Annotated in this window: 19 protein-coding genes and 1 pseudogene; 12 read left to right on the top strand and 8 right to left on the bottom strand. The window is 64.1% G+C overall.

Features of this window, described 5'->3' with window-relative positions; translation table 11 throughout:
- The first annotated feature begins 119 nt into the window (after positions 1-119).
- Together ligA and MESAU_RS16710 are read left to right on the top strand one after the other, a co-directional pair.
- Positions 120-2324: an NAD-dependent DNA ligase LigA gene (gene ligA, locus MESAU_RS16705; protein WP_015317220.1), complete on the top strand. Its 2205-nt coding sequence runs from the start codon at positions 120-122 to the stop codon at positions 2322-2324.
- Positions 2321-3013 (top strand): DUF2461 domain-containing protein, encoded by a 693-nt coding sequence (locus MESAU_RS16710; protein ID WP_015317221.1) that lies wholly within the window; start codon positions 2321-2323, stop codon positions 3011-3013. Before ligA ends, MESAU_RS16710 begins: the two co-directional genes overlap by 4 nt.
- A gap of 26 nt (positions 3014-3039) precedes the next feature.
- Here the strand turns inward: MESAU_RS16710 and MESAU_RS16715 are convergent, their stop codons facing one another.
- Positions 3040-3798 (bottom strand): SDR family NAD(P)-dependent oxidoreductase, encoded by a 759-nt coding sequence (locus MESAU_RS16715; RefSeq protein ID WP_015317222.1) that lies wholly within the window; start codon positions 3796-3798, stop codon positions 3040-3042.
- 163 nt (positions 3799-3961) lie between these two features.
- Here MESAU_RS16715 and MESAU_RS16720 point away from each other — a divergent pair, with 163 nt between their 5' ends.
- Both MESAU_RS16720 and MESAU_RS16725 read left to right on the top strand, forming a co-directional pair.
- On the top strand, positions 3962-4690 hold the full coding sequence (locus MESAU_RS16720) for an AzlC family ABC transporter permease (RefSeq protein ID WP_015317223.1): 729 nt from the start codon (positions 3962-3964) through the stop codon (positions 4688-4690).
- Positions 4687-4983, top strand: coding sequence for an AzlD family protein (locus MESAU_RS16725; protein ID WP_015317224.1), 297 nt, complete (start codon positions 4687-4689; stop codon positions 4981-4983). Before MESAU_RS16720 ends, MESAU_RS16725 begins: the two co-directional genes overlap by 4 nt.
- 138 nt (positions 4984-5121) lie before the next feature.
- Here MESAU_RS16725 and MESAU_RS16730 read toward each other — a convergent pair whose 3' ends face one another.
- The 3 genes from MESAU_RS16730 to MESAU_RS16740 form a co-directional block, all read right to left on the bottom strand.
- Positions 5122-6966, bottom strand: coding sequence for an aminopeptidase P family protein (locus MESAU_RS16730; protein WP_015317225.1), 1845 nt, complete (start codon positions 6964-6966; stop codon positions 5122-5124).
- A 216-nt stretch (positions 6967-7182) separates the two neighbouring features.
- Entirely contained in the window at positions 7183-8055 is an 873-nt protein-coding gene (locus tag MESAU_RS16735; protein WP_015317226.1) for a 50S ribosomal protein L11 methyltransferase, read from the bottom strand.
- A gap of 11 nt (positions 8056-8066) precedes the next feature.
- Positions 8067-8645, bottom strand: coding sequence for an SCO family protein (locus tag MESAU_RS16740; RefSeq protein WP_015317227.1), 579 nt, complete (start codon positions 8643-8645; stop codon positions 8067-8069).
- A 255-nt stretch (positions 8646-8900) separates the two neighbouring features.
- Here MESAU_RS16740 and MESAU_RS16745 point away from each other — a divergent pair, with 255 nt between their 5' ends.
- The 3 genes from MESAU_RS16745 to MESAU_RS16755 all read left to right on the top strand — a co-directional run bounded on the left by MESAU_RS16745 (position 8901) and on the right by MESAU_RS16755 (position 10822).
- Positions 8901-9395 carry a CreA family protein gene (locus MESAU_RS16745; RefSeq protein ID WP_015317228.1) on the top strand — a complete coding sequence of 165 codons (495 nt, stop codon included), beginning with the start codon at positions 8901-8903 and terminating at the stop codon, positions 9393-9395.
- A gap of 83 nt (positions 9396-9478) precedes the next feature.
- On the top strand, positions 9479-10120 hold the full coding sequence (locus tag MESAU_RS16750) for a DapH/DapD/GlmU-related protein (protein ID WP_015317229.1): 642 nt from the start codon (positions 9479-9481) through the stop codon (positions 10118-10120).
- 258 nt (positions 10121-10378) lie between these two features.
- The gene (locus tag MESAU_RS16755; RefSeq protein WP_015317230.1) at positions 10379-10822 is read left to right on the top strand and encodes a low affinity iron permease family protein; all 444 of its coding nucleotides are present in this window, start codon (positions 10379-10381) and stop codon (positions 10820-10822) included.
- Positions 10823-10897: 75 nt separating this feature from the next.
- On the opposite strand, the gene MESAU_RS16760 is transcribed toward MESAU_RS16755, so the two are convergent.
- The gene (locus MESAU_RS16760) at positions 10898-11764 is read right to left on the bottom strand and encodes an SDR family NAD(P)-dependent oxidoreductase (protein WP_015317231.1); all 867 of its coding nucleotides are present in this window, start codon (positions 11762-11764) and stop codon (positions 10898-10900) included.
- Positions 11765-11898: 134 nt separating this feature from the next.
- Here MESAU_RS16760 and MESAU_RS16765 point away from each other — a divergent pair, with 134 nt between their 5' ends.
- Positions 11899-12180, top strand: a complete 282-nt coding sequence (locus MESAU_RS16765; protein WP_015317232.1) for a hypothetical protein — start codon at positions 11899-11901, stop codon at positions 12178-12180.
- Between the two features lie 57 nt (positions 12181-12237).
- Here the strand turns inward: MESAU_RS16765 and MESAU_RS16770 are convergent, their stop codons facing one another.
- Positions 12238-12813: a TMEM175 family protein gene (locus MESAU_RS16770; protein WP_015317233.1), complete on the bottom strand. Its 576-nt coding sequence runs from the start codon at positions 12811-12813 to the stop codon at positions 12238-12240.
- Between the two features lie 239 nt (positions 12814-13052).
- Here MESAU_RS16770 and MESAU_RS29635 point away from each other — a divergent pair, with 239 nt between their 5' ends.
- Positions 13053-13460, top strand: coding sequence for an SH3 domain-containing protein (locus tag MESAU_RS29635; protein WP_015317234.1), 408 nt, complete (start codon positions 13053-13055; stop codon positions 13458-13460).
- Positions 13461-13674: 214 nt separating this feature from the next.
- Entirely contained in the window at positions 13675-14883 is a 1209-nt protein-coding gene (locus MESAU_RS16780) for an MFS transporter (RefSeq protein WP_015317235.1), read from the top strand.
- A 47-nt stretch (positions 14884-14930) separates the two neighbouring features.
- Here the strand turns inward: MESAU_RS16780 and MESAU_RS16785 are convergent, their stop codons facing one another.
- Positions 14931-16403 carry an MATE family efflux transporter gene (locus tag MESAU_RS16785; RefSeq protein ID WP_015317236.1) on the bottom strand — a complete coding sequence of 491 codons (1473 nt, stop codon included), beginning with the start codon at positions 16401-16403 and terminating at the stop codon, positions 14931-14933.
- A gap of 98 nt (positions 16404-16501) precedes the next feature.
- On the opposite strand from MESAU_RS16785, the pseudogene MESAU_RS32400 reads away from it, so the two are divergent.
- Positions 16502-16581, top strand: a pseudogene (locus tag MESAU_RS32400) (L,D-transpeptidase); the annotation flags it as partial.
- 175 nt (positions 16582-16756) lie between these two features.
- Here MESAU_RS32400 and MESAU_RS16790 read toward each other — a convergent pair.
- Positions 16757-18226, bottom strand: a complete 1470-nt coding sequence (locus tag MESAU_RS16790; RefSeq protein ID WP_015317237.1) for an esterase-like activity of phytase family protein — start codon at positions 18224-18226, stop codon at positions 16757-16759.
- 285 nt (positions 18227-18511) lie between these two features.
- Here MESAU_RS16790 and MESAU_RS16795 point away from each other — a divergent pair, with 285 nt between their 5' ends.
- Positions 18512-18727 (top strand): glycine cleavage T C-terminal barrel domain-containing protein, encoded by a 216-nt coding sequence (locus MESAU_RS16795; RefSeq protein ID WP_041163426.1) that lies wholly within the window; start codon positions 18512-18514, stop codon positions 18725-18727.
- The last annotated feature ends 6 nt before the right edge of the window (positions 18728-18733 follow it).

An 18733-nucleotide genomic window follows, 5' to 3' on the forward strand; every position in this document is an offset into this window, starting at 1 on the left:
TGGGGCGAGTCAGGATATGGCTCCATCCTGCTGTTCAGGAATGATCTTTTCCGAAAACCGGTTCCCACCTTTCAAGATCATGCTCTATTGTGGCGCGCCACCGTTCAGGGACAAAAAGCATGGCCGAAAAACCTGTCGATTCGCTCAGCGAAAGCGAGGCTGAAGCCGAACTCCAGCGCCTTGCCGAGGAGATCGCCGGTCATGACCGGCGCTACCATGCCGAGGACGCGCCCACGATCACGGACGCCGAGTATGACGCGCTGCGGCGGCGCAATCTTGCCATCGAGGAGCGCTTTCCCGGGCTGGTGCGTGAGGATTCGCCCTCGCTCAGGGTGGGTGCCGCCCCGGCGGAAGGCTTCACCAAGGTGCGCCATGCCGTGCCAATGCTCAGCCTCGCCAAGGCCTATACCGACGCCGACGTCACCGATTTCATCGAGCGCGGCCGGCGCTTCTTCGACCGCGACAAGGATCTCGACATTGCCTTCACCGCCGAACCGAAGATCGACGGGCTGTCGGCTTCGCTGCGTTACGAAAAGGGCGTGTTCGTGCAAGGCGCGACGCGCGGCGACGGCGCTGTCGGCGAGGACATCACCGCCAACCTCAGGACCATCGCCGACATTCCCGCCAAGCTGAAGGGTTCAGGCTGGCCCGAGACCATCGAGATCCGCGGCGAGGTCTATATGACCTATGCCGAATTCGAGGCGCTCAAGGCGCGCTCGGCGGCTGTGGGGGGCCAGGATTACGTCAATCCGCGCAACACGGCGGCCGGGTCGCTGCGCCAGAAGGATCCATCCGTCACCGCCAGCCGCAACCTCAAATTCTTTGCCTACGCGTGGGGTTACACGACGGCGGATCCGGCACCAACGCAGTATGAAGCGGTGCAGAAATTCGCCGATTGGGGCTTCAAGATCAGCCCGCTGATGGTGCGGGCGAAATCGGTCGAGGAACTGGTCGCGCATTATCACCTGATCGAGGAGCAACGCTCGTCGCTCGGCTATGACATAGACGGGGTCGTCTACAAGGTCGACCAGCTGGAGCTGCAGCGCCGCTGGGGTTTCGTCACCGGTGAGCCGCGCTGGGCCGTCGCGCACAAATTCCCGGCCGAACAGGCGATGACGACCGTGCAGAGGATCGACATCCAGGTCGGCCGAACCGGCACGCTGGCGCCGGTCGCGCGGCTTGCGCCGGTGACGGTCGGCGGCGTGGTGGTGGAGAACGTCACGCTGCACAATGAAGATTATATCAAGGGCCTGGACAGCACCGGCCAGCCGATCCGCGACGGCATCGACGTGCGCATCGGCGACACGGTGGTGATCCAGCGGGCAGGGGACGTCATCCCGCAGATCGTCAGCGTCGTCATCGACAAGCGTCCGCCCGATGCCGTGCCGTACGAATTCCCGCACTCTTGCCCGATCTGCGGCTCGCCGGCGACGCGCGAGATCAACGAGAAGACCGGCAAGGAGGATTCGCGCCGCCGCTGCACGGGCGAACTGATCTGCCCGGCGCAGGCCGTGGAGGGGCTGCGCCACTTCGTGTCGCGCGGCGCCCTGGATATCGAAGGCCTGGGCGCGGAGAACATCGACACGTTTTTCAATGCGGGTTTGATCAAGACAGCCGCCGACATCTTCACGCTCAGGGAGCGCCGCCCCGCCGTGACCAAGGCGCTGGCCGAGCGGCGCGAGGAGCAGGCCAGGCAACGCGAGGCCGCATCCGGCAAGACCCGCAAGAATGTACGCAGCATCGAGGACCGCAATTACGAAGGCCTCGACAAATTGTTCGCGGCCATCGATTCGCGCCGCGAGCCGGAGCTCGACCGCTTCATCTTCGCGCTCGGCATCCGCCATATAGGCGAGACGACGGCCGCCGTGCTTGCGCGAACATTCTCGACCATCGAGGAGCTGATCCGGGTCGGCAAGGAGACGGCGGCGGCGGAGGATCCGCATGCCGTCTTCCCGTCGATCAATGGCATCGGCGACACGGTGATCGATGCGCTGCGTGATTTCTTCGGCAATGAGCGCAATGACGAGGTGCTCGAGAAGTTGCTGCAACAGGTCAAGCCGAAGCCCTATATCGTTACCGTCTCGGCCGACAGCGAAGTTGCCGGCAAGACGATTGTCTTTACCGGTTCACTGGAAAAGATGACCCGTTCCGAAGCCAAGGCGATGGCCGAACGTCTCGGCGCCAAGGTGGCCGGTTCGGTTTCGGCCAAGACCGATCTTTTGGTGGCGGGACCGGGTGCGGGCTCCAAACTCAAGCTTGCCAGCGAACTCGGCGTCGAGGTCATCGACGAGGACACCTGGCTGCAGCGGGTCGGCAAGTCGTGACGGACGGAACGTTCAAAGGTTTTGGTCCGAAAGCCATGCCGTTCTTCAAGGCGCTGGATTTCCACCAGAGCCGCGAATGGTTTGCGGAGAACCGCGCGCTTTTCGACAGCGATCTGCATGGGCCGATCGGCGATCTGGTCGAGGTCCTTACGGAGCGTTTCGCAACGGCGGGGCTTGGTCTGCGCGGCGACCGCAAGAAATCGCTGTTCCGCATCAATCGCGACGTCCGCTTTGCCAAGGACAAACGTCCCTATAATAGGCATGTTTCGGCCATTCTGTCACCAGACGGCAGCAAGACAGGCCTGGGCGTCTTCTACGTGCATATCGGGCTCGAGCGCTGCTTTGCCGACGTGGCCTGGTGGAACCCTGAGCCGCCGCTCTTGCTGGCGATCCGCAGGGCGATCACCGATCGGCCCGGCGAATTCCGCAAGCTGCTTTCAACGTTGAAGAAAAACGGCCTTGAATTCGAAACCGAAGGCCGCATGAAGCGGGCGCCGCGCGGTTTTGAGCAGATCGCGGACGCCGATCTCGCGGAGGCCGTGCGCAACCGGCATTTCGTCGTCCAGCGTGTCATCGATCCGACCGAAATTCACGCGCCGGCGCTGGTCGACGAGCTTGTCGAGTTTACATTACGCGCCAAGCCGCTGCTCGACTGGGGCAGGGCGATCCAGGGCAAGGTGACCGGTTAGTTTTCCGATCCGTTGGACAGGGCGGGCTACATCCGCATCAGGAGACCCCCATCGACGGCCAGCTCTATTCCGGTGATGTAGCTTGCCGCGTCGGAAAGCAGGAAGAGCGCCGCATTGGCCATGTCCTGCGGCGTGCCGATGCGGCCGAGCGGTGTGTAGTCGGCAACGGCGGCGCGCTTCTCCTCGGTGTCCCAGCGCGCCTGCAGCGGCGTCAGCGCCATGCCCGGGCAGATGGCGTTGGAGCGGATGCGCTCGCCGGCCAACTGCATGGCGAGCGACTTCGACAGCGCGCAGACGCCGGCCTTCGACGCCTGGTAGGCATCCTGTGGCTTCGGATCGCCGCGATACCACTGGATGGTCGAGAAATGTACCATGGCGCCGCCACGCCCGCCGGCGCGCATTTGCGGAACAACCGCGCGCGCCGTGTGCACGAAGGATTTCAGGTTGATGTTGAAGACCTGGTCCCAGACGTCGAGGTCCATCTCGAGAGCCGACTTGTCGCGGCCGAACCAGAGCACGCCTGCGACATTGGCGAGATAGTCGATACCGCTGCGTTCGCGGCCCGCAGCGCCGATGGTCCGTTCAACAAAGCCGGCGTCGGTGAGGTCGCCCTGGGCGAAGGTCAGCCGGTCGTCATAGGCGGCGAGCGCTGTCGGGCGCGGCTTGACGTCGATGGCGGTGACCGACGCGCCGGCATCGAGCAGCGCCAGCGTGATCGCCTCGCCCATGCCGCCACCGGCTCCGGTGACGACTGCGTGCCTGCCGGTGAAATCATAAGCGATCATTAAAATCCCCCTCGTGTATTTCTGCCAAAATGCCTGCCAGGGCGACAATAGAATATCGCGTAAATCCTAACAGGGATCATTTCCGCTGATCGTTTGGCTCAAGCGAATTCGTGTGACAAGCCGGGCAGTGCTTCCTACATCAGCCCTCTGACCGGGGAGAGACATGTCGGCGCAAGCAATTTCCGAGAACGGCGCGAAAAGCGATTTCTGGCAAGGCGTACGGCTCTCCATGCCGGTCGTGGTGGCGGCGGCGCCGTTCGGGCTGCTGTTCGGCGCGATTGCCGTCGACAACGGCTTTTCCGTTTTCGAAGCCTTCCTGATGAGCGCGCTGATCTTCGGCGGCGCCAGCCAGATGGTCGGCATAGAACTGTTCGGCCAGCATGTCGCGCCGTGGCTGATCGTGCTGTCGATCTTCGCCGTCAATTTCCGCCACGTGCTCTATTCCGCCGGCATTGGCCGGCGCATCGCGCACTGGCCCGGGGTGCAGCAGGCGCTCGGTTTCTTCATCCTCACCGATCCGCAATTCGCCGTCGCCGAGGCCAGGGCCCAGTCGGGCCAGACCGTCGGCTTTGCCTGGTATCTGGGACTTGGGCTGCCGGTCTATGTATTCTGGACCATCGAAAGCGCGCTCGGCGCGCTGTTTGGAAAGCTCATTCCCGATCCCCATGCCCTGGGCATCGATTTCCTGCTGCCGATCTATTTCCTTGGCCTGGTGATGGGCTTCCGCAAGCGGCCGCTGTGGCTGCCGGTGGTCGTCGCCAGTGCCTGCGCCTCGATCATCGCCTACAAGACAGTGGGTTCGCCCTGGCACGTTTCGATCGGCGCCATCGCCGGTGTGTTGCTCGCCGTCGTCCTGCCGCCGCATCACAGCGGTGTGGAGACAAGGCCATGAGCACGACCTTCTGGATCATCATCGCCGGCGCCATCGCCACCTATCTCACCCGTATTGGCGGGCATCTGGTCATCTCGCGTTTCGTCCACATCCATCCGCGCGTCGAGGCCGGGCTCAACGCCGTGCCTGCGGCGGTGCTGACGACGCTGGTGGCGCCGGCGGCGCTCGGCGCGGGCCCGGCGGAGTGGGCAGCGCTGGTCGTCTCCGCGCTGGTGGCGCTGCGTGGCGGGCTGATGGCGATGTTTCTGGCGGGCGCGGCTGTATTGATCGTAGCGCGCCAGTTCGTCGGGTAGGGCGTATCGATATCCAGGTGATTCCGGCCCGCAGACGGCCGACACCTGCGCTTCGGTGCTCCAATCCGGTTCTCCGTATCAACCGTTTTCGAACCGGCCTGGCCTGAACCTCGACACGCCCTTCAGCGCTTCAGAAAATCAAATCTTCGCGTCGTGCGGCAGCGGCGCCGTCGCCTTTTCCAGCCAGGCCAGCGTTTCGCCGTCGAGCATCGGTCCGATCTCGGCCAGCACGCGGGCGTGGTAAGAGTCGAGCCAGTGCAATTCGTCTCGCGTCAGCAGATCCGATCGCACCAGCCTGACGTCGATCGGGGCCAGCGTCAGCGTCTCGAAACCGTGCATGGCGATGTCGCCGCCCTCGATCTGTTCGGCCGGCGTCACCAGGATGAGGTTCTCGATGCGGATGCCGTAGGCGCCTTCCTTGTAGTAGCCGGGTTCGTTCGACAGCATCATGCCTTCGAGCAGCTTTTCGGTGCCGGTGCGGGCGATGCGCTGCGGACCCTCATGGACGGCCAGGTATGAGCCGACACCGTGGCCGGTGCCATGGGCGAAGTCGCAGCCATGCCTCCACAGCGCCATGCGGGCGACGGCGTCGATCTCCGATCCGCGCGTGCCGGCGGGGAAGCGCAGCGTGGAAATGCCGATCATGCCTTTCAGCACCAGCGTGAAGCGCTCGCGCATCTCTTCGGTCGGCTGGCCGATCGGCACGGTGCGGGTGATGTCTGTCGTGCCGTCCTGGTATTGCGCGCCGGAATCGAGCAGGAACAGCTCACCGGCCTGGAGCTTGCGGCTGGTGGTGCGCGAGACGCGGTAATGCATGATGGCGCCGTTCGGGCCGGCGCCCGAAATGGTGTCGAAAGAGACGTCGCGCAGCGGCATCTGCGTTTCCTCGCCGGTCTGCCGGCGGGTTTCTTCGAGCCTGGTGACAACCGCGATTTCGTCGAGTGAGCCGGGTTTCTGGCGCTCCAGCCAGCACAACAGCTTGGCCACCGCCGCGCCGTCGCGGCGATGCGCGGCGCGCGAGCCGTTGATCTCGGCCTGGTTCTTGGTGGCGCGCGGAATGCGGGCAGGGTCGGGCGCGGCAATCACCGTGCCGCCATTGTCCTCGATCAGCATGCGCAGCCGGTCGGCGGCCAGCACCGGATCGAGCGCGATTTTCGCGCCGCTTTTCGCAAGTGCGGCGATCGCCGCTTCGAATTCGCCGGGCTCATGCGGATCGGCGAGCTGGGTGAGGTAGGCCGCCACCTGGCGCGAGAACTTGCGCCGATCCATGAAAAGCTGGTGCGACCCGTCGGCGGCGAGTATGGCGAAGCCGAGCGCCAGCGGCGTGTGCGGCACGTCACCGCCACGGATGTTGAAGGCCCAGGCGATGGACGATGGGTCGGTCAGCACCGCATGGGTGGCGCCGTCCTTGCCGATCGCCGTCGCCAGCCGCGCCAGCTTGTCCTTGGCGAGTTCGCCGGCAAAGCCGATCGGATGCAACTCGATCGGGGTCACGGGTGCGGCGGGCTGATCCTTCCAGATGATATCGATCGGGTTCCGGTCGAGCGGCACCAGCACCGCGCCGGTCTTGTCGGCGGAGGCCTGCAGCGCCTTGACCTCGCCGATCGTGTGCAGCCAGGGATCGAAGCCCAGCCGCGCCCCCTTGCCGATGTTGTCCTTGAGCCAGACGGCGGGCGGATTGTCGACCAGACTTTCGATCGAAAAGATGCCGAGATCGACCTCATTGCGCACCTGCAGCGTGTAGCGCCCGTCGACAAAGACGAAGGCACGGTCGCGCAGCACGATGGCGACGCCGGCCGAGCCGCTGAAGCCGGTCAGCCATTTCAGCCGTGCCGACCGGTCGGCGACGTATTCGCCCTGGTGCTCGTCAGCGCGCGGAACGATGAAGCCATCGAGGCCATTGGCGCCCAGCCACTGGCGCAGCAGCGCCACGCGCGGCTTGCCGACCGCCGGATCGCCCGCGGAATCGAAGCTCTGGAACATGATGGGCCTCCTTGGTATCCGCTCGACCGTAATCTATGGGCCTGGAAAGCGGAATCGATTTTCCGGCTGGTGCAAATTGCTACAGCGTCCGCCGGGTGACAACCAAATGAGGCTGGTCCAGCCATGGATAAAGGGGCGGCGGCGGCATTCTCTTGCCGACACGCATCGAAGTCCAGCAACCGGGACCGTTGAGGGCCGGCCACCGCCTTGCCGGCCTCAACGCTTGAGATGGATCGTCACCCAGCCTTCGCGGTGCAAAGTACTGACGTGGCGGATATTCTGGCCGACATAGGCCGAGATCACAGCGTCGCGCTGGCGGTCGAGAATGCCTGACAGCACGATCGAGCCGCCAAGCGTGACATGCCCTGCCATTTGCGGTGCCAGCCGCATCAGCGGCCGCGCCAATATGTTGGCGACGATGAGGTCGAAGGGCGCGCGCCTGGCAAAGATCGGGTGGTGAAAGCCAGGCGCGGTCACCGTCTCGATCAGGCCTTTGACGTGATTCAGACGCGCATTGGCGGCGGCAACCTTGACCGCGACCGGATCGATGTCGGTGGCCAGCACCGGAATATGCGCCAGCTTGGCAACGGCGATCGCCAGCACCGCGCTGCCGGTACCGAGGTCGAGCGCGTTGCGCGGGTGCTCGCGCCGCACGACTTTCTCCAGCATTTCGAGGCAGCCCGCGGTGGTGCCATGATGGCCGGTGCCGAAGGCAAGGCCCGCCTCGATCTCGATGGCGAGTTCGCCGCTGTGGCGCTTCCTGCTGTCATGCGCGCCGTGGACGAAGAAACGGCCGGCGCGCACCGGCTTCAACCCTTCCAGGGACCGTGCCACCCAGTCGATGTCGGGCAACGCCTCGCGCTGGACCGGTCTCGACAAAGCGAGGCCGGCGAGAACATCCTTCAGCCGCGCCTCGACCGCTTCGACGTCGCCATCGGCGTAGAGCGAGACCTCGTGGATGTCGGCCTCTTCATCGACCTCCAGCACGGCGATCGGCAGGCCCTCATCCTCGAAGGCCGTTTCGAGCGCCGCGAAGATGCGCTCGGCCTCGATCTTTCCGGTGGTGAAATGGAGCCGCGTCTGGGTCATGTGAATTCTTGTCAGCCCTTCGCGGCGAGGCGCTTCAGCTTCTCCACGGCGGTGCTGGCATTCTCGCCATAGGCGATCGTGCCCGCGAAGTCGCCCTTGGCGTTGAGCAGCAGGACCGAGGCGGTGTGGTCCATGGTGTAGTCGCCGTCGCCGGTATCGACCTTCTTCCAATAGATGCCGAACGCCTTGGCCATGGCATGGACCTTGTCCGGATCGCCGGTAATGCCGGTGATGCGGTCGGAGAAATTGCTGACATAGGCGTTCATCACCGGCGGCGTATCGCGCTCCGGATCGACCGAGACGAAATAGGCATGCAGGTTCTTGCCGTCGTCGCCGAGCGTCTTCAGCCAGCCGGAGAGTTCGAACAGCGTGGTCGGGCAAACTTCGGGGCAGTGGGTGAAGCCGAAAAAGACGACGCTTGGCTGGCCCCGGAAAGCGGCTTCGGTGATCGGTGCGCCTTTCTGGTCGACAAGGGTAAAGGGCGCGCCGAACGGTTCGCCGCCATAGTGACCGCGATACCAGTCGAAAGTCAGCCAGCCGATGCCGGCCGCCATCAGAACGAGAATGCCGACCAGGATAGAACGCATCATCAAAAAAGTCCGTCCGTAATGTCACGGTGCGCCGGCCAGAACCATGCACCCGTTGTCGGCCACAGTCTTAGCGGTTCGACGGGGTACACGCAAAGATGCCGCGTTGACGCAACCGGCTGTGGCGGATGCCTGCGGTTTGATCCGACCTTCCGGCTTGCAATGTGCCAGCCTTGGCCCCACCTGAGACCCCGGCAACTCGAACCGCAGGAGGATTCTTTGCCGGGATTGACTGGGCCAGGATTGATAGGACGAGGCTTGATTGGGCGAAAACTGATCGGCGGTGCCTTGGCCGCGTGTGTCGTGCTTGCCGCCGGTAGCGCCATTGCCGAGGAAGTTGGCAAGGTCGGCGTCGACTGGATCGGCAACGACATCATTGTCGAGGCGATCAAGGATCCGAAAGTGGAGGGCGTGACCTGCCACGTTTCCTATTTCGATCGCAGTGTCATCGACCGCTTGCACAAGGGCAACTGGTTCGAGGATCCCAGTGATTCCTCGATCTCCTGCCGTCAGACCGGTCCGATCACCATCGGGGATATTGATACGAGCGAAGGCGGCGAGGAGGTTTTCAAGCAAGGCATCAGCCTGATCTGGAAGAAGCAAGTGGTGAACCGCATCTACGACAAGGCCAACGAGACCTTGATCTATCTGTCGCATTCGCGCCAAGTCCAGAACGGCTCGGCCAAGATGTCGGTTACGACGGTGCCGCTCTATGGCCAGAACGTGGTGTGGAGCAACGGCAAGCCGAAATAGGCGGGTCGAACTCTACCCTGTCCGTTCCGACTGACGATTCGCGCCGCTTGCGGGACCAATCGCTCTGACGTAAAGCCGCCGGCATGGACCGTTCTGAAGATCTCGTTGCGAAAGATCCCGAGCCGCGCATTCATCCAACCGCTGAGATGAAGGGCTGCAAGCTTGGCCGCTACGCCGCGATCGGCGAACGCGTCGTGCTGCGCGAGGTCATCGTCGGCGATTTCTCCTATTTCGAACGCCATGCCGAGGCGATCTACACGATGATCGGCAAATTCTGCTCGATCGCCGCCAACAGCCGCATCAATGCGCTGGAGCATCCGATCGAGCGGCTGACCCAGCACAAGGTCAGCTATCGGCCGAACGAGTATTTCCGCTGGCTGGGCGTCGATGCCGCGTTCCGCGACCGGCGGCGGTCGAAGGCCGTGACCATCGGCCATGATGTGTGGATCGGCCATGGCGCGGTCATCTTGCCTGGGATCGCCATTGGCAATGGCGCCGTCGTCGGCGCCAATGCGGTGGTGACGCGGGACGTGCCGTCCTACACGATCGTTGCCGGCGTGCCGGCGAAGCCGCTCAGGCAACGCTTTGCCCCTGAAATAGCGGTACGCATCGAAGCTCTCGCCTGGTGGGACTGGCCCGTCGAGAAACTCGCCAGGGCGGTTCCCGACATGCAGGCAATGCCGATCGAGGCTTTCCTCGACCGCTGGGAAAACGACGCCGTCTGACGGAATGAAACCCCTTCCGCCATGCGGGGGTGGCGCAGCGGAAGGGGCTGGAGGTAAACCGCTGTGAAGCGGAAGGAACAGGCTCTTTGCCTGCACGGCTACAATGACCTTAAACCGATAAGGTGTGTTTTGTTCCAGATGCGCGCTTTGCGTGCATTCGATTGCGTGGGCCGTATTTTTTACCGGCGGGAACCCGAAATGGCTGCTGGTTGTTTCTTCCGGCGGACCGCATGACGCGGCGCTGTTTTGAGGGACCACATGATCGAGAAGCTTTTCACCAAATTCGCCAACCAGATCGCCCATCTCACCGGACTGCCGCTGACATTTGCGGTGTGTTGCCTGATCGTTATCGTCTGGGCGGTGAGCGGGCCGTTCTTCGATTTTTCCGACACCTGGCAGTTGGTGATCAACACCGGAACCACGATCATCACCTTCCTGATGGTGTTTCTCATTCAAAACACCCAGAATCGGGACGGCGCCGCGATCCAGGCCAAGCTCGACGAATTGATACGGGTCAGCGAGGCCAAAAACACCTTCATCGGCATCGAGCACCTGACTGAAGCCGAGGTCCAGGAGATCCGCGCCAAATGCGAGGTCGCGGCGAAGCGGCATGACGACAAAGTCGCGACCATGGCCGCAAAGAAAGTCGTGGCGGCAAAACGCAAACCGAAAAAAGAGGTAGCACGAAGCGCCGGCGGCTGAACCCGCGGTCAATCTCGAGTGTTCCGCCGGTGTTCGAGTTATGTGATCCGCACAGCGGCCATGTTCGGGACATGCTCATCGCTTCATGAACGCCGCGAATGCATCCTTGTGGCCGGGGTGCCAGCGCGACAGGGCAGGGCGGTTTTCGATGATGTCGCCGATCGCCCAGGCCATGCGCTTTTCGTCCATGGGTCGCGCCGTCTCATTGTCGGGACACAGGATATAGAAGTCGCCCCCGGCCAGCGATTCCAGCATGAAATCGATCACCTGTTCGCCCGTCCACGCTCCCGCCGGCTTTTCGGTCGCGCCCTCGGTCAGGCCGGTATAGGTGAAGCCGGGGATGAGCAGATGCGCCGACAGGCGGGCGCCGGGTTCATTGCGCAGCGCATGCGCCAAGCCCTCGGTAAAGGTTTTCACGCCAGCCTTGGAAACGTTGTAGGCGAGGTTGCCAGGCGGTGTGGTGATGCCTTGCTTGGAGCCGGTGTTGACGATCAGGCCCGGCTTGGCCGACGCCAGCATGCGCGGCGCGAAAGCTTCGACGCCATGCACCACGCCCCAGAAATTGATGTCGAGCAGCCGCTTCCAGCCGTCGCGGTTTTCCCAGGGCTTTCCGGGGTTGTCGCCGACACCGGCATTGTTCATCAGCAGCGAGACCTCGCCGAAGGCGCCGAATGCCCGGTCGGCGAGGCGATCGACCTCATCGGCCTTCGAAACGTCCGATGCGACGGCAAGCACGGCGTCGTCACCGGCAATCGCGGAGACGGCCCGCGCGGCATCGTCGAGGCGCGGCCCGCCAATGTCGGCCAGCACGATCTTCATGCCCATCAGCGCCAGCCGTTTGGCCGCGGCAAGGCCGATGCCGCTGGCGGCGCCGGTGATGACGGCGGTGTTGCCAGGGGCAAGCGCTGGCAGGGCGGTCTGGATCTCGGTGTCGGCGATCATCGGCGATGGTTTCCTTTTTTGATGGCGCCGAACTTAGCGCCGGAACGGGCCTGCGCAAGCCTCCGTCGGGCTTGTCGGGTTGACCGGCCCGGTCGGGGCTGCGCATGCTACGACGCCAAAAAGGAGATTTCCGATTGACGGATTGGGTTGCAATTCTGAAGGAACAGACCGCCACCGGCGACCGGATGGGGCGCGAGGTGCCGCAGATGCTGGCCAACCCCGATATCAGCGAAGCCCAGGTGAAGACTCTGTTTTCGGCGCTCGAAAAACAGGCCGAGTTCGTCGAGAAACTGCGCATGGCGCTGGAAAAATTCGGCCATGATTTCTCGATCATCAAGGCGGCGGAGCGGCTGGAAGAGCGCTATGCCGACCTGGCCGCTTCCGTGGCGGAAAAGCTGAAGGCGATGCGCGGTTAGGCAATTCCACGAAACGTGTGAAGCGGTTTGCCCTCCGGGATTGGGTCAGGCAGATGGCTATTTTTCGATCACCCGCGCAAAGCGCGTGTCCGGCACCAGCCAGATCAGGGCGACTGCCACATAGAGCGCCACGCCGATCCACCGGTCGACGAAGGTCAGCCCAACGGCCGCTATGTAGACGGCGAGCGAAATCCTTCCCTTGCGATCGCGGCCGATTGCCTTGGCGAATGCGGTGTCCGGCCCATGCAGCCGATGCAGCGCAATGACCAGGATGCTGTAGGCGGTCGCACACATTACAAGGTCAAAACCATAGACCGCGACCGGAACCGCGGCGAAATGGTTCTCGCCCATGAAGGCGGTCGTCACCGGCATCAGGGACAACCAGAACAGCAGATGCAGGTTCGCCCACAGCACGCGGCCGTCGACACGCTGCACGGTATGGAACATGTTGTGCAGATTGTTCCAGTAGATGCCGACATTGATGAACGAAAGCACGTAGCACAGGAAGACCGGCCACTGCGGCAGCAGCGCCGAAAAATCCTCGCCTTCCGGTACCTTCAAGTCCAGCACCATGATGGTGATGATGATCGCCACCACGCCGTCGGTGAATGCCTCGACCCTGCCCTTGCCCATGATCACCACCTCGGTCCGCGACGAATTGCCGAAAGATAGTAAATCGTTAGCGGATGTTGGCATGCCGATAAACGGCGTACGCAAAATTCCTCAACCATATCAGGGGAAACTTCCACCCGGATCGGTGATCGTGGTGATTGGCCTTGGTAACTTGTTGACTTTTCCCTGCCCTGCCTCTCCCCTTGCGATGCAGTCCCGGCCGAAGCAGTCGAACGGCCGGCGCTCGAATGGAGGGACTGATGAGATTTCGATTTCTGCTTGCGATAGCGACCATTCTGGCCGCCGTCTTCGGGACGTCCGCCGCGGCCTTCGCCTACGGCGTCCACACCACGACGAGCCTCAACGTGCGTACCGGACCTGGCGCGGGATACGCCAAGGTCGGGACGTTGCCGGCCGGTCTCAGGGTCGACGTGACCGGCTGTCAGCCGGGCTGGTGCAGGATCCATGGCGGCGGTGTCAGCGGCTGGGCCAGTTCCGGCTATCTCTCGCGGACCCAAGTCGTGCATCCGCCGGTTATCATCGTGCGCCCGCCGCATCGGCCGCCGCACTGGCATCATCGGCCCCATCACCGTCCTCCCCACCACCGCCCGCCGCACAAGCCGCGTCCCGGCAAGTGCAAGATCGCACCTGGTTTCTCCTGCAAGTAGGCCCGGTTTTTTCTGCAAACAGGACTGATTGCGCCTAGTACGGCAAGGATGCCGTGATGGATCGGGGCCGCTGGCCCCGAGCCATTTTTTGCGATCATCGGCTTGCCGGCCGGGCAATGCCCACCGTGGTGTCAGGAGCCTGGCCGTCCACCGGAACGTCGGCGGTGAGGACGCGTTAACGTCGCGACCCCTGAACCTGGTGACGAGGTTGGCCATGGCCTTTCGCGATCTGACGCAAACTCAGAACGAAGCCGGCAGCGACGTCCTCGCGATCCCGACTGTCGCGGCGATGATCGCGGTGCTGTTTGCCGGCAGCACGGTGCTGACGCCTCTCTATATCGTCTACAAGCAGCAATTCGGCTTTTCGCAAATCACCTTGACGCTGATCTACGCGGTCTATGTCGTCGGCAATCTCGGCGCCCTGCTGGTGTTCGGCAGCGTTTCGGATGTCGTCGGGCGCCGGCCGGCGGCGCTTGCAGCCATGATCGTCGCCGTCATCAGCGCGGTTGTGTTCCTGTTTGCCGGCAATGTCGCGTCGCTCGATGTTGCGCGGATACTGAGCGGACTTGGCATCGGCGTGGGCGCCGGGACGGGAACCGCGTGGATCGCCGAGCTTCTTCCAGAGGCCGGCAGGTCGCGCGCCAGCGTCATCGCCACCAGCACCAACTTTCTCGGCCTCGGTTTCGGGGCGCTTGTTTCGGGGCTGCTGGCCCAATACGAGCCGTGGCCATTGCGTCTGGTCTTCATTGTCTACCTGGCGACGCTCGCGGTGGTGACGATCATGGTCTGGCGCACGCGCGAAACGGTGATGAAGCCAGGCGGCCTTGGCAAGGTCTCCATGCGGCCGCGGCTTTCCGTGCCGGCGCAGATCCGTTCGCGCTTCGTGGCGCCGGCGGTGACCGGCTTTGGCGCGATGGCGTTGGTCGGCTTCTATGCGGCGGTGGCGCCGAGCATTCTGGCGCAGCAACTGCATGAGGCCAACCACGCCGTGGCCGGTGCGCTGTTCTTCGAACTGGCGATGGTCGCGGCAATCAGCATCGTGGCGCTGGCGCGGATGGGGAGCAGCAAGGCGATGCTGGCCGCGCTGGCCTTGATGATCCCAAGCGCCGTGCTTGTGGTGGCGGCGCAGATGCTGGCCTCGATGGCGCTGATGATCGCGGCGACCGCCTGCTGCGGCGTGGCGGCAGCGCTCGGCTATCGCGGCGGCCTGCAAGTGGTGAACGAGATCGCGCCGCGGGATCGCCGCGCCGAGGTCGTGTCCAGTTTCTTCATCTGCTGCTTTGTCGGCAACGCCTTGCCTGTCATCGGCATCGGCGTCGTGTCGACTTATGCCAGTGCTGTCGTCGCGAGCCTGGCCTTCGCGGCCATGATCATCGCGTTCGCGCTGGTGGCGCTCGCCTTCGGGCTCGGACAGAGGCGCTGAGACCGCCGCGCCAGCCCGGCAAGGCACGCCGGCAAGGCGGGCCGGCATCAGCCGTTCGGCGTTTCAGGCGCCATGTTCGCGCGCTGGCGCGGCACGCCAAGCCCGGTGTCGGGCGGCTCGCCGGCAGCCGGCCTGTTCTCGATCATGTGCAAGCTGCGCCAGCCGCCGAAGCGGTAATAGATCGCGGCCAGGATCAGAGACGTGATCGAACCGGCCGGAAAACTCCACCACAGCGCTTCCTCGCCGATCACGCCGCGCATGTAATAGGCAAAGCCGGTGCGCACGACGAGCACCGAGATCACCAGGATGATCAGCGGCGGCATCACGGCACCCGTGGCGCGCACCGTGGCGAACAGCACGATGGTGATGCCGAACAGGATGAACGACCAGGACGCGGCCGTGTTGATATGCGCGGCGATATCGATCGCCGCGCTGTCGCTGCTCAGGAACAGGCTCAGGATCGAACGGTCGAAGACCCATAGCAGCGCGACGAGGGCGCCGGTCAGGACAAGGTTGAAACCGACGCCGGAGGCGGCGATGCGGCCGATCCGGTCCCAGCGACCGGCGCCGACATTCTGCGCCGCCATGGAAGAGACCGCGGCGCCAATGGCGAGCGCTGGCATCTGGATGTAGGTCCAGAGCTGCGCGGCGATGCCGTAGGCGGCGGCGACCTGCGAACCGTAGGAATTGACGATGCCCATCACCGTCAGGGCCGCCGCCGAGATGACGATCATCTGCAGGCCCATCGGCACGCCCTTGAAGACGACGATGCGCAGCAGCGCCGGATCCGGGCGCAGCAGGACGAGATTGGCGCCGGCCAGCCGCAACGGATGCTTGCGCGCGTAGAGCACGATGAGGATGGCGACGACGCTCACGGTCTGGCCGATCAGGGTCGAGGTGGCGGAACCGGCGATGCCGAGTTCAGGAAACGGGCCGATGCCGCGGATGAGCAGGGGATTGAGCACGATGTCGAGCACGACCGCCAATGCCATGAAGATGAAGGGGGTGCGTGAATCGCCCGCACCGCGCAGCACGGTCATGACGAAGGACAGAAGGTTCATCATCGGCACGGCGACGAAGATGATGCGCAGGTAGGAGCGTGCGAGCGGCAAGGCGTCGGCCGGCGTGCCGAGCGCGCCCAGGATGGCATCGACCCAGATCCAGCCGCAGACCGCGAACACCACTGAAACGAGGAAGAAGAAGGTGGCGCTGGTGCCGACGATGCGGCGCGCCTCGGGCAGGTCGCGGGCGCCGACCGACTGCGCCACCAGGATTGTGGCCGCCATGCCGATGCCGAACACCGTGCCGAGGATCAGGAACAGGACGAGGTTGGCGTTGGACGTCGCGGTCAGCGCCGACTCGCCGAGGAAGCGGCCCACCCAGACGGCGTTGACCGAGCCGTTCAGCGATTGCAGCACGTTGGAGCCGAGCACCGGCAAGGCGAAGAGCAGCAGCGTGCGCGGGATCGGGCCGCTGGTCAGGTCGCCGGTACGCCGGCGTGCGGGCATTTTTTCGTCCATGGCGGGCAACCTGGCAAATGTGACTCTGGCCCGCCACGATATCGCAGGCCGGACCGAGATGCACCCTGCGCCGAGGCGCAGTGACCGTCGATCGGTCAGGCTCGCCGGAATGGAATTCGATCGGCAAGAACGCGTCGTCCGGCTGCGTGCGCTTATGAACCAGGACATCATCGACCTCCCGCTCATGTCTTCGTGCGGCCCAACCTGTCGGCAGCCGGCAAGATCATGGCCGTGTCGAGCAGGACGGCCGAGCCGATCGATGCCGGCGTGCCGAAGGACGCGGAATTCCTGAAGTAGGGCTTCGCGACCTGCTCAAGCGGACGCGCCAGGCGCGCCCGCTTGAGCAGTGGTCGTTACTTCTTGCCGAGACCTGGCAGCGTGACCTGATAGACCAGGAACATGGTGTCGACATCGGCGCCGTCGTCGGCCTTGTAAGGCGCGCCGACCTGGAAGCCGTCCTGGGCGAGGAAGTCATTGTCGTTGCCGACGAACAGGAAATAGTCGTCGGGCAGCTTGGGATCGAGGACGCTGACCAACGACATCGCTTCCCACTTCTCCGAAAGCTCGTTGTGGTCCTTCGCGCCGCCATTGTGCAGGCCGAAGTGGCCAAGCGCGGTGGCGTCGTTGATGTCTATGAACGGCGTCAGCTTGGCCGGCGTCACCGAGGGATCAAGCACGCCCTTGGGCGCGACCGGCTTGTCGGCCGCATCGAAGGCGCCGCCCGCGATGTCGGTCGCGCCGGAGACGTCGACGATGTTGATCTGGCGGTAGAGCGAAGCGTCACCCTTCTTCAGGCCCTGGCCGTTGCCGCTGTCGCGCGCCAGCATCAGGAAGGACGTGGCCGAAAGCGCCACGATCTCGCTCTGCGCGGCGATTTTGGTCTTGCCCTTGGCATCCTTGAACACCGGCAGCGGCACGACATATTCATGCGCGAGCTTCAGATGGGCGAGGTCGGAGGCATCATAGACCAGCGCCCGCGTGTTCTGCCGTGTCGAGGGTGAATCGCCGCCATCCTGCCTCGGAGCCGACTGCAGCACAGCGATCAGGAACTTGCCGTCCGGCGTGATCCCCATGCCTTCGAGGCCCTGATTGTTTTGGCGCCCGGTTTCGGGATCCTTCGGATCAGGGTCGGCGGCGCCCGGCCCGGGATTGTCGGAGGAGAAGTTCGGCGCTCCCTTGCGCATCGGCACGAGGGCCGCAGGCGGCTGGGTCGCCGACATCAGGCGGCCTTGCGCGGAGAACCTGTAGATGTTGGGGCCGTACTCGTCGGAGATGAACATCGAGCCGTCCGGCAGCCGTACGATGGCTTCATTGTCGAGCGCGAGCTTGCCATTGGTGGCGACGGGCAGCATCGGCATGTCGCCGGCCGCGGCGCGTACGTCCGACAGCGGATCGAGGCCGGTGGCATCGGCGCCCGTGTCGTCTGTGAGAAGCATGGTGTCGGCAAGCGTCGCCTTGACGCCCGTCTGCTCCTGGCCGGCGGCGGGAGCAGCGCCCGGCGCGACAGGCGTGAACTCGATGGTGATGGTGTTGAGGCGCGGCCGGTAGTCGGTGGTGCCGGCGACATTGTAGCCACGGTCGGGCAGTAGCCAGAGCGATCCCTTGTAGGTGCCGGCATCATGTGTCCAGCCCGAAATGTCGATCGCCATGCCCGAGCCCGAGCCGAAGGTCTCGCCGAACTTGTCGCGCTGGTCGGCCGGGATGCGGCCGACGCCGACGAGGCCCTTGTTGATGTAGGCCACGCCATCGGCAAGCGCCGGGGTGAGGGCGGTGAACAAGGCCAGCGCGACGCCGAGCGAGGCGGTTCGGTGCAGGTGTTTCATGGACAATCCTCTTTATGACGAAGCACGCCGGAGCGGCCGAAGGAAAAATCAAAAAGAGGTGCCGCATCGATGATGCCGCGCGTGCCTCCTCGAAAGCGATCTAAGGCGTCAACATGATGCTTGCGTGACAGTGGGGCGACACGGGTCAGCCGGTATCTCCATGTGCTGATAAAAAACGCTGGAGAGCGGGAATTGGTGACCTCCCATGGAGCGTCCCTGGCATAATAGGCACTTATGTCTAGTACGGATATGATGCCGGCTTCGAACTGACCGGGAGGGGAAGTCTTGAAGCCGCACTGTCGCGCCGTGGTCATCGGGGGCGGCGTTGTCGGCGCCTCGGGCGGCTACACGATCGGCAAGAGCGTCGCGCTGGCGTTGGTGGACGACGATTTCGCCGGGGAGGGGATGGCGCTTTGCGTGCACATTGTCGGCGTCGAACGGACGGCGCGGGTCATCGCGGCTTCGCCCTACGGTCCCCAGGGCAGGGCGATGCGGCAATGAGGAGGA

Origin of the sequence: Mesorhizobium australicum WSM2073 (assembly GCF_000230995.2) — a bacterium.
Lineage (GTDB): Bacteria > Pseudomonadota > Alphaproteobacteria > Rhizobiales > Rhizobiaceae > Mesorhizobium > Mesorhizobium australicum.